The 16,991-nt window shown below is 38.7% G+C and carries 13 protein-coding genes; 5 read left to right on the top strand and 8 right to left on the bottom strand.

Annotated features, from left to right (window positions below; translation table 11 throughout):
- Positions 1-63: 63 nt before the first annotated feature.
- Together ABE099_RS14595 and ABE099_RS14590 are read right to left on the bottom strand one after the other, a co-directional pair.
- Positions 64-1,476 carry an MmgE/PrpD family protein gene (locus ABE099_RS14595; protein ID WP_430031871.1) on the bottom strand — a complete coding sequence of 471 codons (1,413 nt, stop codon included), beginning with the start codon at positions 1,474-1,476 and terminating at the stop codon, positions 64-66.
- Positions 1,477-1,617: 141 nt separating this feature from the next.
- Positions 1,618-2,607 (bottom strand): LysR family transcriptional regulator, encoded by a 990-nt coding sequence (locus tag ABE099_RS14590; RefSeq protein ID WP_430031870.1) that lies wholly within the window; start codon positions 2,605-2,607, stop codon positions 1,618-1,620.
- Positions 2,608-2,761: 154 nt separating this feature from the next.
- Between ABE099_RS14590 and ABE099_RS14585 the strand changes: the two genes are divergently transcribed.
- From ABE099_RS14585 to ABE099_RS14565, 5 genes are all read left to right on the top strand, one after another.
- Complete coding sequence (locus ABE099_RS14585; protein WP_430031869.1) at positions 2,762-3,319, top strand: DJ-1 family glyoxalase III; 558 nt, start codon at positions 2,762-2,764, stop codon at positions 3,317-3,319.
- A 12-nt stretch (positions 3,320-3,331) separates the two neighbouring features.
- The gene (locus tag ABE099_RS14580) at positions 3,332-3,883 is read left to right on the top strand and encodes a DJ-1 family glyoxalase III (protein WP_430031868.1); all 552 of its coding nucleotides are present in this window, start codon (positions 3,332-3,334) and stop codon (positions 3,881-3,883) included.
- A 30-nt stretch (positions 3,884-3,913) separates the two neighbouring features.
- A complete protein-coding gene (locus ABE099_RS14575) occupies positions 3,914-5,851 on the top strand; it encodes a glucose PTS transporter subunit IIA (protein ID WP_430031867.1) in 1,938 nt (645 codons plus the stop codon).
- Positions 5,852-5,883: 32 nt separating this feature from the next.
- On the top strand, positions 5,884-7,299 hold the full coding sequence (locus tag ABE099_RS14570) for a 6-phospho-beta-glucosidase (RefSeq protein WP_430031866.1): 1,416 nt from the start codon (positions 5,884-5,886) through the stop codon (positions 7,297-7,299).
- Positions 7,300-7,686: 387 nt separating this feature from the next.
- Positions 7,687-8,919 carry an MFS transporter gene (locus tag ABE099_RS14565; RefSeq protein ID WP_430031865.1) on the top strand — a complete coding sequence of 411 codons (1,233 nt, stop codon included), beginning with the start codon at positions 7,687-7,689 and terminating at the stop codon, positions 8,917-8,919.
- A gap of 356 nt (positions 8,920-9,275) precedes the next feature.
- On the opposite strand, the gene ABE099_RS14560 is transcribed toward ABE099_RS14565, so the two are convergent.
- From ABE099_RS14560 to ABE099_RS14535, 6 genes are all read right to left on the bottom strand, one after another.
- Positions 9,276-10,967, bottom strand: coding sequence for a glutamine--tRNA ligase/YqeY domain fusion protein (locus tag ABE099_RS14560; protein WP_430031864.1), 1,692 nt, complete (start codon positions 10,965-10,967; stop codon positions 9,276-9,278).
- Between the two features lie 195 nt (positions 10,968-11,162).
- Positions 11,163-11,654, bottom strand: a complete 492-nt coding sequence (locus ABE099_RS14555; RefSeq protein WP_430031863.1) for an N-acetyltransferase family protein — start codon at positions 11,652-11,654, stop codon at positions 11,163-11,165.
- A 55-nt stretch (positions 11,655-11,709) separates the two neighbouring features.
- Positions 11,710-12,927, bottom strand: a complete 1,218-nt coding sequence (locus tag ABE099_RS14550) for an MFS transporter (protein ID WP_430031862.1) — start codon at positions 12,925-12,927, stop codon at positions 11,710-11,712.
- A gap of 181 nt (positions 12,928-13,108) precedes the next feature.
- A complete protein-coding gene (locus ABE099_RS14545) occupies positions 13,109-13,921 on the bottom strand; it encodes a formate/nitrite transporter family protein (protein ID WP_430031861.1) in 813 nt (270 codons plus the stop codon).
- Between the two features lie 255 nt (positions 13,922-14,176).
- Complete coding sequence (locus ABE099_RS14540; RefSeq protein ID WP_430031860.1) at positions 14,177-15,547, bottom strand: FAD-dependent oxidoreductase; 1,371 nt, start codon at positions 15,545-15,547, stop codon at positions 14,177-14,179.
- A gap of 432 nt (positions 15,548-15,979) precedes the next feature.
- Complete coding sequence (locus tag ABE099_RS14535; protein WP_430031859.1) at positions 15,980-16,837, bottom strand: ABC transporter ATP-binding protein; 858 nt, start codon at positions 16,835-16,837, stop codon at positions 15,980-15,982.
- Positions 16,838-16,991: the final 154 nt, after the last annotated feature.

The raw sequence follows: 16,991 nt of genomic DNA, 5'->3' as shown, positions 1-16,991 counted from the left end.
TAGACCTTCAACATTTCACTACGTTGGAGGTCTATTTTATGTTTTGGCAATTTTAAAAAGCAATTACAAGACAAACAAAGATTCAATCTCATTTAATTGACTGCTTGTACTTATTTCCTCAAAATGTCGTAGAAGCTCAAAACGTGCTTGCACCGAAACCTTTGAATCTTTGGCAGGAGAATGGTTGAATAAGCTTTCAAACTTATCCCTCAGCATATCCCATCCAAAAGGAGTTTCCTCATCCCCAAGCGGAACCGGATTCCAGCTCTCATATTGGTTCCCCTCCACTGTAGTAATGACGATTTTTGCAGCACAAAAATGGGTTGGGTGGTGATCTAAATACGACTGTACCTCGTCATCCTTAATCACTTCTACCTTTTTCACAAGCTCATGAATTTCTGGATCAGTAAAGCTCTTGAATACCAACTCTTCCGAATCCATTTTTCCATATTTCAAGGCAACCGCTGTTGTAAACTGCGTGCTAGCTTGTGCACCAACTGCTGTGCTAGGATTTGGATTCGATAAGCGATATACAAATGACGAAGTATAGATTTGAATTGATCTAATTATAGCTGGCCGAAGCCCATGTTGTGCTCTTAAATCAACAATTCCATCTAATAGGGCATGTAATCCTCGTTGACATGCATGACGTTTAAAATAAATGCGATTAATTTTAAAGTCTGTTCCTAAATCTTTTAATACAGACGTTGTATCACAGTAACCACTCGTACCCTGAAACGCTTGGAAAAAGCCGTATCTTCCTTCTAAAGCAGCATTTGGTCCACTGAATCCACAGATGGCAAGTCTAACGGCTCTTAGTCCTGTAAGCGCTGCCCAACCACTGCACAATATTTTCCCTGACGTACCGTCATTTTGGTATTCAATTAAGCCGCCTGTAAATAGAGAGGCAATCCCCATCGCATCTTTCGTCTGCGTCATGCTTAGCTTTTTAATTTTACAAGCTAACGCCGCGGCGGCAACAGCTCCACATACACCCGTAGCATCAAAGCCCTTTTCTCGATACATAAACGGGTTTAACGCCTCACCCAAACGTGCATAAATATCGTAGGCAGCTACTATTGCTGTAATCATTTCCTTCCCACTTATCTGCTCTTGGTTAGCTATTGTGAGTAACAATGGAACTAATACTGATCCAGGGTGACCCATCGCATGTCGATAGCCATCATCCAGATCAGCACAACGCGCCATCATGGTGTGCACAAATACAGCTGTATCAAGTCCTGTGTATTCTTTATTTTGTCCAAGTAAAAGTACAGGTGTTTCATTTTTAATATTAATTTCCATCATATAGGCATAGCTCATTATTTTTTCGCTTGCTTCGCAATAACGCCCAAACACCATATTGGCATAGCTATCTGTGATAACCTGCTTTGCAACTTCAACGGATCTCTCTGTCAGATCCTCATACTTTAAACGGCTTACATAATCTGCCAAGCCATCGATTAAATAATCCATCTGCATCTCCTCTATTCCTTTATCGAACACCCCCAATATAATTGACGTTTGCTTACACATTCAAGCAACTGTTTCTTCACTGTAGCAACTTTTTGTTGCAGATGAACTAGTATTCTAAATTAAAATTTTGCAGTTAAAAATTTATGTTTGCTTATTAAGAAGGGACTGAATTTGTGATGAATAATAAGAATCTGGACTACACAATCTTTTAACTATTTGTTTTAAATCATTGACATACGGTGGAAATATTTTATTTTTGTGATAAATCAAAGCAAGTGGATTCACACTCTGAAATTGAGCGATTGGGAACACATGTAGACGAGCATCCTTAGGTAGCGATTGGTTTAAATGATTAATACCTGAAAGATACATGGTTAGACAGAAGCAAGCCGCATAATCTTCGGCACATAATAAGTAATGAATATCAGGCTGTGTTAGCTCCGCAATCGTATTGAGTGTAATCCCTAGCTTCGCAAGGTGCTGATCAATCATAATTCGCGAATTAAAATTTTTCTTATTTAATATAAAGGGAACATGCTGAAATTGACGTAGGTCTACACCTTTAGAAAATTTCTCTATACAAGCTGGATATTGATCGCTGAAATATTGCCTTAACAAGTTATCTGAAATAACGATATACATATGTTCTTCGATCACTTTTTCATATTTAAGATTAGCAACGGTAATATTACTTATACCTGACAAAAATATGTCTAGTGAATTATTAACAACCATATCCTGCATTTCTGGTGAAGTAGTACGGTGAATCACTAATTCTACCTTGGGATGGAGCAGACGAAATTCTTTCAGTAGCTTCGGGACAATAATCGGATACCTCCCTTCTGTAATCCCAAAATGGATCGTACCTGATTTGTCCTCCTTTATATCTGTGAGCTGGTTGCCTAAATTTTGCTCAATAAGCTCGACCTGTCTTAACGCATTTAGCATTGTTATTCCTGCCTGTGTTAAAGCAATTTTGGGCTTACGCTCAAAAAATGCCACACCATAACTTTCCTCTAATCCTTTTAAGTATTTACTAAGTGCTTGATGAGAAATAAATAAACGCTTTGCAGCATTGGATAAATTAAGCTCTTCCGATAGGACCAAAAAGTAGTGATAATTGTTAAACATAAGAACCTCCTTGATCTAATTTTTCAAACAAAAGGATTTAAAAAAGCATACTGCAACTAAAAGTTACATGCAAGCAAATTTAATGCGCTTTCAGGTTGCTAATTATTATGCTAATTTATTGGTGTAATAATTTTTGATTCAGGAGGGGTTAAACGTGAAGAAGGTTGCAGTACTTTTGGCAGACGGTTTCGAGGAAAGTGAAACGCTGACCATTGTTGATATTTTAAGAAGAGCGGAAATTACAGCCCATTTAATAAGTATTGACAGCGAATTAGTACGTGGGGCGCACGATATTGTCGTTAAAGCTGATGCTATTCTTGGCGCTGAGACAAGTCAATATGACATGGTTGTGCTTCCAGGAGGTATGCCAGGCGCATCCAATTTAAAACAAAGTGATCAAGTAATAAGCTTGTTAAAGGAAATGAATAGTAGCAACAAGTATGTAGCCGCAATGTGTGCAGCTCCGATTGCACTTGCCGAAGCTGGCTTGCTAGAAAACAAGCAATTCACAGCTTATGTTGGTTATGAAAATAAGATTGAAACTACCGGAACATTTAAGGAAGACATTGTTGTTGTAGACGGTAATCTCATTACAAGTCGTGGTCCTGCTACCTCCTACGCATTTGCATATAAGCTTGTTGATGTGTTAGGTGGAGACAGTATGAAGGTCAAAAACCGTATGGTATATTTCAATTCTTTTAATGCTGAATAGGAGGTTAAAGAGATGAGTAAAATTGCAGTGTTAATGGCAGAAGGTTATGAAGAAGGCGAAACACTAACGATTGTTGATATTTTGAGAAGAGCTGATCTCACCTGTCATACCTTTTATTTTGGAGATAAGCTGGTAAAAGGCATGCATGGGATATATGTTGAGGCAGATCACCCCTTTGGAGAAAAAATCAAGGAATACGACATGATTGTGCTCCCTGGCGGACGTCCTGGTGGTCAAAATTTAAAAGAAAATCCTGAAGTGATCAAGATGGTTCAATACTTCAATGAACAAGGGAAATATATTGGGGCGATGTGCTCAGGTACTGTTGTACTGTCAGATGCTGAGGTGATCACTGGCAAACGTGTCACAGGTTATACAGGTTATGCTGAGAAGCTAATTGGTGGCATTTTTGAAGAAAAGGTTGTTGTAGCGGATCAAAATATCGTTACGAGTCAAGGACCTGCAACACCCTACCCATTTGCTTATAAAATCGCTGAAATATTCGGTAAAGATACTACAACGCTACGTGAACGTATGCTGTATAACTTTGCTGGAGGTAAATAATACAACTAGATTAAGAAGCGGGGGCACTATATGAAATCAGAAGAGTTAGCCAAACAAATATTGTCCAATATTGGTCGTGACAATATTACCTTTATTACACACTGTGCAACTCGACTAAGACTCAACGTGAAAGATGAGTCTTCCATCGATTTGAAAGCGCTTGATCGCTTGGAGGGCGTGCTAAAGGCGCAATTCAAGAGCGGGCAATTACAGGTTGTAATCGGGGCAAAGGTAAAAGCAGTATTCGACGCGGCTAGTGAAATGCTTGATCTTAGTGATGAAGATATTGAGGTAAAAGGGACAACTATTAAGAAAAATGTTATTTCTAGAGTCGTAGAAACGATCGCAGGTATTTTTGGTCCTGTAATCCCTGTCTTAATTGGTTGCGGGATGGTCAAATCTGTATTAGCTATTTTAACAACGTTAAACTGGATTGAAACAACAAGTGGCGCATATCAAGTTTTTAATTTGATTAGTGATCTTATTTTTTACTTCTTCCCATTTTTCTTGGCAGTTAGTGCAGCTAAAAAGTTTAAGACCAATGAATATCTTGCAGTAGCGCTTGCAGGAGCCTATATGTATCCAACCATTATGCAAGGTGCTGCTAAAATTAGCGAAAGTGGAATTGATAGTCTAAGTTTCTTTGGACTCCCTGTCCTATTCGTTAACTACAAATCAACAATAATACCGATTATATTATCCGTCTGGGTTATGAGCTATGTTTATCGGTTCATTAACAAACGAATTCCAGATATGTTTAAAATTTTGTTTGTTCCGATGTTAGTTTTATTCGTCATGGTTCCCCTTGGATTAATTGCAATTGGACCAATAGGGACTTATATCGGTGTAAGCGTTGCCAAACTAGTTACCTATTTATATACCGTTAATGGAGTTATTGGTGCCTTCTTATTTGGAACATTTAGACCAATCCTTATTATTTTCGGTATGCACTATGCCATTACACCAATTAATAGTCAACTTATTGCGGAGTATGGGTACTCTGTCATTTCCCCAGCCAATCTTACGGGTAATTTAGCCCAAGCTGGTGCTTGTCTTGCTGTATTTGTATTACTTAAAAATAAAATGAACAAATCCAATGCGCTTTCCAGTGGTGTCACTGCCCTATTTGGTATTACTGAGCCTGCTATATTCGGATTTAACCTTAAATATAAGAGACCCTTTATTATTGCTATGTTAGCTGGAGGTATTGGTGCTGCTTATATTAATTACTGGGGAGGTGGCGCAACTGCTTTAATTTTACCAGGTTTACTTGCGCTCCCTACTTATATTGCAGATAGCTATATTCACATTATTATCGGTGTAGCGATTAGTATCATCGTTGCTTTCATAAGTGTATTAGTGTGGGGAATTGGTGAAGAAGATGTACCTGTATTAGCTGGAGGTCCTTCTACACCTAGTGATACTGATAACGAACGTAAAGGTGCAATTACAGAGCATAATCACGCAACAAGTGAATCAGCATCAACAGTAGAAATTAAAAATGCTGCACCAGGCACAGTGCTAGAGGTTGGATCGCCGATTAATGGCAACCTGATTAATATAGATGAGCTTGACGATCCTATTTTCGCTTTAGGTTCAGGTGTTGCAATAGATTCCGTTGATGGTAAGGTATACGCTCCATTTGATGGGAAAGTTATCTCTTTGTTCCCGACTAAACATGCCATTGGTATCGTATCGACTGAGGGTGTCGAAATGCTCATTCATGTTGGAATCGATACGGTGAAGCTAAAAGGAAAGCATTTTACTTCTAAGGTTGAACAGGGGCAAGTCATTAAAAAAGGGGATTTGATATTAGAATTTGATAAGGCAGGGATTATCGAAGCGGGTTATAATCCAGTGGTTCCTATCATTATTTCCAATACATTTGCTTTCCAACAGATCGAACCAATCAAACAAGACGAAATCAAAATTAATCAACAACAAGCATTAATTCGTGTTCACGCATAATAAATGTTTCTGTTTAATAAAGGAGGATACACATGAGGACAATACCTGCTGACTTTTTGTGGGGTGGTGCTGTCGCCGCGAATCAGGTCGAGGGTGGCTGGAATAAGGACGGCAAAGGAATAAGTGTCATTGACGTGATGACCGCTGGTGCTCATGGAGTTGAACGACAAATTACCGATGGAATCGTAAACGGAAACTATTATCCAAGTCATGAGGCAAGTGATTTGTACACTCACTATAAGGAAGATATTAAATTATTCCATGAAATGGGATTCAAGTGCTTCCGAACAAGCATTGCTTGGACGCGCATTTTCCCTAATGGTGATGAGCTTAAGCCAAATGAAGCAGGATTAGCCTTCTACGATGGCCTTTTTGATACATGTCTAGCTTATGGGATCGAACCTGTAGTTACAATCTCCCACTTTGAAATGCCGTATCACTTAGTGAAGGAATATGGTGGCTGGCGCAATAGAAAACTCATCGATTTCTATGTTAACTTTTGTGAGGCTGTATTTAAACGGTTCAAGGATAAGGTTAAGTATTGGATGACATTTAATGAAATTAATATGATCGTCCGCAAGCCTTGGAAGCCTGGAGGTATTCAGTTCGCAGAACATGAAAATAAACTTCAGGTGATGTACCAAGCTGGCCACTATATGCTCGTTGCTAGTGCAAAAGCTGTTCAGCTAGGTCGCAAGATTAATCCAGCATTTCAGATCGGCTGTATGTTTTTACATCCAACCTCCTATGCGGCGACTTGTGACCCTAGAGATGTCTGGACTAGTGTACAAAAACAACAACGCGCCTATTTCTTCTTAGATGTGCATGTAAGAGGAAAGTATCCTAATGCATACTACACGTTTATAGAAAGTAATGGGCTGAATATTGAAATGAAACCAGATGATGAGCAAATTTTACATCAAGGAACTGTAGATTTTATCGGATTTAGTTATTACTCTAGTTCCGTTGTGTATCACGAACCCTCTCACCAGCAACAAAGCGAAGGTAACGAAATTAGTGGCTATAAAAACCCACTCCTTCCTTCTAGCGAATGGGGATGGCAAATTGATCCCATCGGATTACGGATTACATTAAATTGGTTATATGACAAGTATCAGCTTCCGTTATTCATTGTTGAAAATGGACTAGGTGCAGTTGATGAATTGCAGGAGGATGGCAGCGTACACGATCCTTATAGAATTGAATACCTTCGTAGACATGTAGAGGAAATGAAGAAGGCAATTGTAGAGGATGGCGTTGAGGTGATGGGCTACACCCCTTGGGGTTGTATTGATGTAGTCAGTGCAGGTACGGGTGAAATGAAAAAAAGATATGGCTTTATTTATGTCGATAAAGACGATGTAGGTAATGGTACGCTCAAAAGATACCGTAAAGACTCCTTCTATTGGTACAAGGAATGTATTCGTAGCAATGGGCAAGTTCTCTAGCCCCACCTTTGGCAAGCATATAAAATAACTAAGGACCCGAGATGGTTGTATTATTACGATCTTGGGTTCCATTTTTTATATTTTAAACATAAAAAAGATGACTTCCTTATACCAGAGGAAATCATCTAAGCACATATACCACTTATACCACAGGATACACAATTAAGGGGATTATGTATCACTGGTTCAATTATATAGTATAATGTAAGCGGATACATCATTTTTTTAAATGATTCATAAACATTTCATAAGTTGGTAAGTTTCCACAAGCAATAGATTGTCTCTTAATTTATGCATGTGTTACATTGAACATATGGGTTGTAGTATATAACAAGTTAATAATGTAGAAATTATACTATTATAAAAAGGTTTTATTATATGCATTGCATGAAAGGAATGGGTTATTTGCTCTCAAGCACAAGTAATAAAAAGCCCTATGGCTCATTATTTACGCTAGAAATACTGAACTTTGCTATATATGGGAATATGGTTTTATTTGCGGCCTTTTTTCAGGTTTACTTACATGAAATTGGCATGGGGATACTGGAAATCGGTAGCTTATTAGCGCTTGGCCCCCTTGTTTCTTTAATCGCGCACCCCTTTTGGCGACAACTGACTGACCAATACAGCAATGTAAAGCTGTCTTTATTTTTAATGCTTCTTGGACTTGTTGTTACTGGCTATTTTGTGTTTACTGTACATACGTATTATATGTTATATGTGAGTATTGCCCTGCTTTACTTTTTCCAAAGTGCCTTAATGTCACAATCCAACAATGTAACACTAAGCTACATCGATAACAACAATGATAAATTTGCAACCTACCGCCTCTGGGGGTCATTAGGGTGGGGAATTACCGCCATTGTCACTGGCTTCATTTTGGACTATTACGAGATGGATAAACTGTTTTATATTTTTATTGTGCTATTATCTTTAGCGATAATTATGGTGTTATTACTCCCTAAAAGCAATTCTACACCCATTACTCCATGGTTTAAGGCAAGGGACATTAAGCAGGTGCTCAGATATAAATACTTTGTCAGCTTTATTTGCTTAAGTATGCTCGTTGTTATTCCCAATACTGTAAACGTGATTTACATGCCATTATATATTCTTGATCTAGGTGGGTCTTATGTACAAATAGGAGCAGCAATCTTTTTATCAACGATTTTAGAAATTGCTGTTTTTGTGTTACTCAAACGGCTTTTAAAACATAAGCTTACTTATCTTATGGGGTCAATTGTTCTGGTCAGCTTGTTATTTACAATCCGCTGGCAGCTCATGTCATTTGCAACACTCCCTGTTCAAATTATTTTTATTCAGCTATTACATACGGTGACTTATGGAGGCTACTTTTATGTCGGTACATTGTTAACAGCTCTGTTTGTGCCACGTCCACTTCGTTCGTCAGGGCAAGCAGTATATGCCTTTGCATTAAGTGGCTTGGCTACGATTATAGCGGCCTTTTTAGGTGGATGGATTTTTGAAAATTTAGGGGGCGTGCTCCTTTACAAGTTTGGAAGCTTCTCCTCTCTGTTAGGTGGATTAGGACTTGCAGCGATGTGGTATCGTATTTATAAAAATGGATACAAACCGATCATTAAGCACGAGATCATGTAGCAAAATAAAGGAAGCTATATAAAAATTAGTGGTTGTCAATGGTGGAGATGGAAGCTACAAGACAGAGGGTTCTTGCGATCATTTTTAAAACCAGATTTCTTTTTATTTATGACAGCTTGAGGGTTGAAATCATGGTTTTAAGAGATGAACGTTTCACTTCTCCAGAATCCCTCTGTCCCTCCGCTAGGTTGGGATGTTGACAACCACTAATTCAATAAAATATTGCCTTTATTTTTAGAAAAAAATACCCCCTGTATATGTTAGGTTTGAACACATACAGGGGGTATTTTATCAGCTGCTCTAATCGTGTAGAGCAGATCACCTTTATCAGCGGATCATCTAAGCTTGATTTATCCTTATGCCTTCGGCAATTGGAATGAGCTCTTCAAGGAAACAACCAAGTTAAACACTGGTTTTTCTGGTGTTGTGTGCTTGGAGTCCACATTAAAATAACCATGACGGAAAAATTGGAATTTATCCTGTGGTTTTACATCCTTCATCCCTGGCTCAACGAAGCCTTGAACAATTTTGAGTGAATTTGGGTTAATGTAATCTAGGAAGGTTTTATCCTCAGATTGCTCCTCATCCTCTTCTTCCCCCGCAATTAACGGCTCGTATAGACGGAATTCAGCAGGAACAGCTTGGCTTGCATCCACCCAATGGATCGTGCCTTTTACTTTACGTCCTGTAAAACCACTACCACTCTTCGTTTCCACATCATACGTACAATGAATTTCAGTAACATTCCCTTCAGCATCCTTGATAACATCATTACATTTGATGAAATAAGCATGCTTTAAGCGCACTTCATTGCCAGGGAATAAGCGGAAATATTTACTTGGCGGGTTTTCCATAAAATCCTCACGCTCAATATAAATTTCACGAGAGAACGGAATTTCACGATGACCCAACTCTTCATTTTCGCTATTATTTTCAGCTTGAAGCATCTCAGTCTGGCCTTCAGGGTAATTTGTAATAACCACCTTAAGTGGATCTAACACTGCCATTGTACGAGGGGCTTTGAGCTTTAAATCCTCGCGGATAAAGTGCTCTAGTGTCTTCCAGTCTACAGTACCATCTGACTTCGAGATCCCTGTCTCGTACACAAACGCTTTTATCGCCTCTGGTGTAAAGCCACGACGACGTAGACCAGATAAGGTTGGCATTCTTGGATCATCCCAGCCATCCACATGACCTTCGTCCACAAGCTGCTTTAGCTTTCTCTTACTTGTAATGGTCTGAGTAAGATTGAGACGACCAAACTCATATTGATGAGGCGTATGAGGCATCTCTGTCTCTCTGACAACCCAATCATAGAACGGTCGTTGATCCTCAAACTCCATTGAGCATAATGAGTGAGTCACACCTTCAATTGCATCCTCTAGTGGATGGGCAAATGTGTACATCGGATAAATACACCATTTATCTCCTGTATTGTGGTGTGTAGCATGTAAAATACGATAGATGACAGGGTCACGCAAATTCATATTTGGTGATGCCATATCCACCTTCGCGCGGAGAACTCTTTCTCCGTCCTTAAATTCGCCCGCTCTCATTCGTGTAAACAAATCTAAATTCTCCTCGATGGAACGATCACGATAAGGGCTGTTTACCCCAGGTTCGGTTAACGTCCCTCTCATTTCGCGAATTTGCTCAGGAGTGGAGTCATCAACATAAGCTTTGCCTTTCTTAATCAAGATAAGCGCACGCTCATACATTTCGTCAAAATAATCCGATGCAAAACGAAGCTCTTCCCATTCAAAGCCAAGCCATCTTACATCTTCTTTAATGGAATTTACATATTCCACGTCTTCCTTCACAGGGTTCGTATCATCAAAGCGTAAATGGGTTTTACCACCAAACTCGTCCGCAAGTGTAAAATCAATCCAAATCGCTTTCGCATGACCAATATGTAGATAACCGTTAGGCTCAGGAGGAAAACGTGTCACTACGGTTTGAACCTTGCCACTTTTCAAATCTTCCGTAATAATATTTTTAATAAAATTGGGAGGTGTTGTATGATCCTTCACGAAAATCAACCTTTCCATGGTTTAGAACACTAATAAGCACTAAAAAATCACGAATTAGCATCTAGTTTTTTCTTCTTATTAATATACCTAAGGATACATAATAAATCCAGTAATTCACGTCTATTACGTATAGTCTTCTTCAAACGACATTACTTCACTTATTTCATGATCATTTCATCATTAACATCACAGCGTTAGCTATAGCCCAGAACCCTATAAAAGATAATACATTAATATATCATCCACATAATTACCTTGAAGATAAAATTCCTCCACAAGTCGCCCTTGCTCTATAAAACCACAACGTTTGTAAAATGAAATCGCTCGTTTATTAGTAGATAATACTCGCAGGGACAGCTTTCTCACCCCTTGCTGGCGTGCTAACTCCTTTAGTTCAGTAATTAACTGTACTCCAACCCCATAACCCTGAAAATTAGGATGTATGGCAATGTTAATTTCATATACATGCTTATTACTTGGGAGTGGGGTAGGTGGCGCAAAGCCAAGGTAACCACATACTACCCCATTTAGAGCAGCAACAAGTTGACTGCCTGGCGGACAAGTCTGTAAAAAATGAGACCTTGAGCTCCATTTAATCTGCCCTGGAGTTGTAGATTCATCCCAAACCAGCTTATCTAATTCCATAATATCTTCTGCATCAGAAAATCTAGAAAATCGAAGCTCGATGTCTTGTAATTTTGTCACTAACCTAGACACCTCCAACTTTTCCATAAGTCTTATCATCAGAAAGTATCAGAACCTACATGCTACCAAGCTGCTGTTCCTCCCCTTTATGAAGGAAGGCATGAATTGCAAACACAAGGACAGCCAGTATCGCTGAACTAAGAGAGACCCATGCTACTGGTGGTAAGCCATTCCAATCAAATAATGCACCAAAAGCATAAGGTCCTAACACTTTACCCCCTATACCGATTCCACCTACAAGCCCTAAATAAAATGGAGCCTGCGCCCCACCTCGTTCTGAAATAAAGGTAGGGATTGCGGGCAACACTAACATTTCACCAAATGTAGTTAACACCATGCCCACTACCATACTAGGGTAGTCCTGGAATATTAAGATGACTGCATAACCAAGCAGGTAAAAAATTGCACTCACGATAAGCTGTAAGCCAGATGTTTTTGCCATCACATTTTTAATCCATAACGTAATTGGCTGACCTGCAAAAATTAATACGCCATTCAACGTCCATAAAATACTATAATTCCATTCTGCCATTCCTTGATTAATCGTATACGGGGATACCCCATTATTCCAAATACAATTTCCAAACCAAATTAAGAAGGAACCTAGACCCATGAATAGATAAAACTTATAATTCATAAGTAATTGCCATGTTGATAGCTCTTTTGGTATCGTTTTGCGCTGAGTGGTCTGCATTCCCGTATCATCCGCATCAATTTGCTTTAAATATACTAAAAAGAAAATCGCAAAAATAAGTGAAGTACAGCCATTTAACGCAAAGCTTAATTCATATGACACAAAAGCAAGCACACCACTTAACGATGTCCCAATTGCCACGCCAATGTTGTTTGCCACATAAATGATGTTAAATAGCTCTGAACGTTGCTTTTTAAATCGATATCCAATAAACGCCTGAATTGCAGGCATTGAAATTGCATTAAAAAATCCAGATAATGTCATCATTATCATAAAAAACAACCAATTATGACTAACAAATGGAACGAATATTAAAGACAATGCATTTAACCCTAATCCACCTACAATAAGCACCTTCACACCGATCCGATGATACAAGCTGCCACCAATAAGCTGACCGATAATACCGCCGAGTGACATAAACATCACGACCATGCCAGCATCTGCAACCGTTCTACCTAACTGCTTGTACACGAACATCGTAATTAACGGCCACATAATTGAGCTACCTACAGAGTTAATCAGACTTGCAACTAAAAAAGCTTTAATTTCCCTTGGATATGTAGATAGCCATCTCACTGTTGTTCCCCCTTACATATCACGCTTTAACGATGAGCGTAAAATTCAAGATTATAATAGTATGTCTAAAAATAGGAAACCCGTCAAGATAACTCTGAACAAAAAAAGAACTCCCTATCCACCAATTCGATAGGAAGTCTCCTGAAGTTTCTAACTAGTCTTTCTAAATAAGTAAACTATTTTAAGCACTCATCTGTTGATCATTATGAGTCCCTTTATGTGTATCGTCATTTTTTAAATAAGCAGCATAATAAGCACCAGCTACAAAGATAGCGCCACCTACTAAATTACCAAGCCATACAGGGACAAAGTTTCTAAAATAGTCTCCCCATGTGAAGTAACCTTCAAAAATAGCTGCTGGAATTAAAAACATATTTGCAACGACGTGCTGAAAGCCAATTGCAACAAACGCCATCGTTGGGAACCAGATTCCTAAAATTTTTCCGCTCATATTATCTGCGCCATAGGACAACCATACTGCTAAAGCCACTAACCAATTACAGCCAATGCCTGACACAAAGGCAGGAATAAAACCATCATGTATTTTATGTTCTGCAAAATAAACTAACTTTTCTAAATAGGCACCATCAGAAGTTAACCCAGCCACATGCCCAAAAAAATAAGCAACAAATAAAGCACCAACAAAATTGCTTAGTGTAATCAATATTAAATTTTTCAACATTTCGGCCGTACTAATTTTTTTAGCCATTCTAGCAAGTGGGACAGCCATCATATTCCCTGTTAATAGCTCGCCACCTGCAAGTAATACTAAAATTAGCCCTAGTGGGAAAATTGCCGCACCAATAAAGTTAGCAAAGCTTCCCCATTCCTTAGGTGCACTTGCAATAACTCGAATATCAAGTAAAAATCCTAGTGAAATAAATGCACCACCTAAAAAGCCCAAAATCAAAACTGCAAGTAATGAGTTATGTGCTTTTTTTGTTCCGTTTTCCACCGTTATCGCCGCGATCTGGTGAGGTTTGTAATAAGCCATGACACCATTCTCCTTTATCTCTTCTCTATGAACCCATTCTCTCTCTATAAAATATCCAATAATCATTGTAACGTGGGCTACACCCTTAAAAAATAACATAGATCACGTTTATTAACTTAATTATATACAATTTATAGCCATAAGTGAATAATTTCACATAATTATAAGAAAGGAAAGCCACTCCTACAGAGGAATGGCTGTCTTAAGTTCCGCTTGATCCACAAGCTTTTCTTTTACCTTTATTCAAATACGGCTTTAGTTACCTACGGATACCGGTACTTTTTCACTAATCACTTCTGGCAATGCGGCTAAGCCAGCGGTATTCAAAAAGTTCCATGGTTTATTGTAATGAGGTTGGAAGAAGAAATCGACAAAGGCAAGCTCTTCCATCTTCATTTTGTTTTGGATACAAACCGATAACGTATTGATCGATTGGGTAAGATCTACTTTTGACATAATTTGTGCGCCTAAAATAACTCTTGTATTTTTATCGTACACAACCTTTAGCTTCACTTCTTCATGGGTTGGCATAAATTCAGGACGATAGTTATCCTTCACAAACACAGACTCTGCGTTAATGCCTGCTGCCTGTGCAGCTGCCTCCGTCATACCTGTAGCGGCAATATGATCTTCATAAATTTTAATACCAGATGTTCCTTGTGTACCCATATATCTCACGGTTGGTTGAACAAGGTTTCTAGCTACTAATGTTCCCATGCGCACCGCGTTAGTTGCAAGTGGAATGTAGGCATGTTTGCCTGTAGGGTTATAATGAACGGCACAGCTGTCACCAGCTGCATATACATCAGCTTTGCTGGTACGCATATATTCGTCAACGAGTATCGCACCATTTTCGAGCATATCCACTTGTCCTGCTAACAATTCTGTATTTGGACGGAAACCAATGCACAAAATAACTAAGTCTGCTTCATGCTTGCCATGACTCGTAATAACGTGGCTTACCTTGCCATTTTCACCGACAAAGCCAGTTACCTTTTCACCAAGCCCAAGTGCAATTCCTTGTGATTGTAAGGAAGCTTCAATTTCATTCGTATATTCTTCGTCTAAGTATTTACTTAGAACACGATCCTCTGCATCAATTAAAGTCACTTGCTTGCCATTCATTTGGAAGGCTTCAACAAGCTCAACACCGATATAACCTGCACCCACAACTGCAATGCGTTTAGCATCCTTAGCTTTTTCGATAATCGTGTTGGAATGATTAAAGTTTTTAGACAAAATAATGTTGTCGAGTTCAATTCCGTCTAACTTCGGAACGATCGGCCAAGAGCCTGTAGTAACAACTAATTTATCAAATTCATGGCGGAATTGCTCGCCAGTCTCTAAGTTACGTGCCTCCAAATATTTAGCATCAGAGTCTACCTTGGTCACTTCATGCAACATTTTTGTTGTAACACCTAAGTCTGCTAACTGCTGCGGAGAGGAATAAAATAAACCTGCTGCATCCTCAACTACACCACCAACATACAATGCAATCCCACAAGATAAAAACGAAATATTATCATTACGTTCAAATACAGTGATTTCAGCTTCAGGGTATAATTTAGCAATATTAACAATAGCGGCCGTTCCGGCATGTGTACATCCAATTACTGCAACTTTCATAGGTAGTGCCTCCTCTATGCTGTTAAATTTATTTGTTTATCAACAACTATAATAGCTACAAAGCTTACTTTGTGAAAACTATCACTTTATAGTCTTCGTATTTGTGAATTTATTCACCTTATAACCCTATTATAGTGTGACATTTTTCACATCGCAACACTTTTTTTCATAAAATTTAAAATATATATTTTTGAATTAAGGTTCTGTCTTTAAAATTAATACTTAACAACGATCGTTATTTAAACCAGATTCCTTAATATGTAGTCGGAACCTGAACTTAAATAAGCTACCTTATGGAGTATAATATGCCCGAAAGACAGCCCTTATCATTCATACAAGTAAAGACAAAAAGACCTCCCCCTATATTTGTACAGGGAGAAGCCATAAATGTTATAGAAAAAATTTCAGAAATTAAACTTGATTGAAAAAACCTTATAACGAGGCAGTCTTGGACTCCTGCTCTATTTCTCCTTCACGGGATACAACATTGCGTTTACTGGTTGCAGCACGATACAGCTCATACGGAAGACACAGAGGAACACCGCTACGCGGATCAGTCACAATATCTGCTTCAATCCCAAATACTTCACGAAGTACAGGAGTAGTAACAACTTCTTCAGGTGTTCCTGACGCTACAGCAACCCCTTGTTTAATTGCAATCATATGATGCGCATAACGAGCCGCATGATTAAGATCATGCACAACCATAATAATTGTACGTTTGGACATCTGATTTAATTCCTCAAGTAGCTGCAATACCTCAAGCTGGTGAGCCATATCTAGAAATGTGGTTGGTTCATCAAGGAATAAAATATCTGTCTCTTGTGCTAAAGCCATCGCAATCCAAGCGCGTTGACGCTGCCCACCCGATAATTGATCTAAGGCACGCTCTGCGAATTGCTCCATTTTTGTGGCTTCAATCGCCCACTCGACTATTTTTTTATCTTCACTTTTTAGACCACCAAAGCCTTTTTGGTGAGGAAATCTCCCGTATGAAACAAGCTCATATACAGTTAAGCCTTGGGGTGCCGTCGGGTTTTGTGGCAAAATTGCTAACTGCTTAGCTACCTCACGTGTTGATTGCTTATGGATAGATTTCCCGTTTAGCAACACACTTCCACCTTTAGGGTTCATAATACGAGCCATCGTTTTTAAAATCGTTGATTTACCTGAACCATTTGCGCCAACAAGTGCCGTAATTTTGCCTTGGGGGATGGATACATTCAGATCTTTTACGATTAGTCGATCTTCATAAGCGATATCTAAATGTGATGTATTTAATAAGGACATTTTCTTCTTCCTTTCTTTATGAACCAAAACTGACGAGCTGCTTTAAACAGATAACGGACAATATATAATAATTTAAAGATACTGATAATCATTATCAGATGTCAACTATTATTTATGAAATTATTACTTGAGTGCAACTAGAGGGGGAGCTACG

The organism is Paenibacillus turicensis (assembly GCF_050461185.1).
GTDB classification, from domain to species: Bacteria; Bacillota; Bacilli; order Paenibacillales; family Paenibacillaceae; genus Fontibacillus; species Fontibacillus turicensis_A.
The sequence above is the reverse complement of the archived record's forward strand: the minus strand, read 5'-3'. Positions and strand labels throughout refer to the sequence as shown.

Bases quoted from the DNA above. Each gene is read 5' to 3' on its own strand.
- ABE099_RS14545 (WP_430031861.1), bottom strand. From the start codon at position 13,921: ATGGCTTATTACAAACCTCACCAGATCGCGGCGATAACGGTGGAAAAC.
- ABE099_RS14535 (WP_430031859.1), bottom strand. From the start codon at position 16,837: ATGTCCTTATTAAATACATCACATTTAGATATCGCTTATGAAGATCGA.
- ABE099_RS14565 (WP_430031865.1), top strand. From the start codon at position 7,687: ATGAAAGGAATGGGTTATTTGCTCTCAAGCACAAGTAATAAAAAGCCC.
- ABE099_RS14590 (WP_430031870.1), bottom strand. From the start codon at position 2,607: ATGTTTAACAATTATCACTACTTTTTGGTCCTATCGGAAGAGCTTAAT.
- ABE099_RS14570 (WP_430031866.1), top strand. From the start codon at position 5,884: ATGAGGACAATACCTGCTGACTTTTTGTGGGGTGGTGCTGTCGCCGCG.
- ABE099_RS14595 (WP_430031871.1), bottom strand. From the start codon at position 1,476: ATGGATTATTTAATCGATGGCTTGGCAGATTATGTAAGCCGTTTAAAG.
- ABE099_RS14580 (WP_430031868.1), top strand. From the start codon at position 3,332: ATGAGTAAAATTGCAGTGTTAATGGCAGAAGGTTATGAAGAAGGCGAA.
- ABE099_RS14540 (WP_430031860.1), bottom strand. From the start codon at position 15,547: ATGAAAGTTGCAGTAATTGGATGTACACATGCCGGAACGGCCGCTATT.
- ABE099_RS14560 (WP_430031864.1), bottom strand. From the start codon at position 10,967: ATGGAAAGGTTGATTTTCGTGAAGGATCATACAACACCTCCCAATTTT.
- ABE099_RS14575 (WP_430031867.1), top strand. From the start codon at position 3,914: ATGAAATCAGAAGAGTTAGCCAAACAAATATTGTCCAATATTGGTCGT.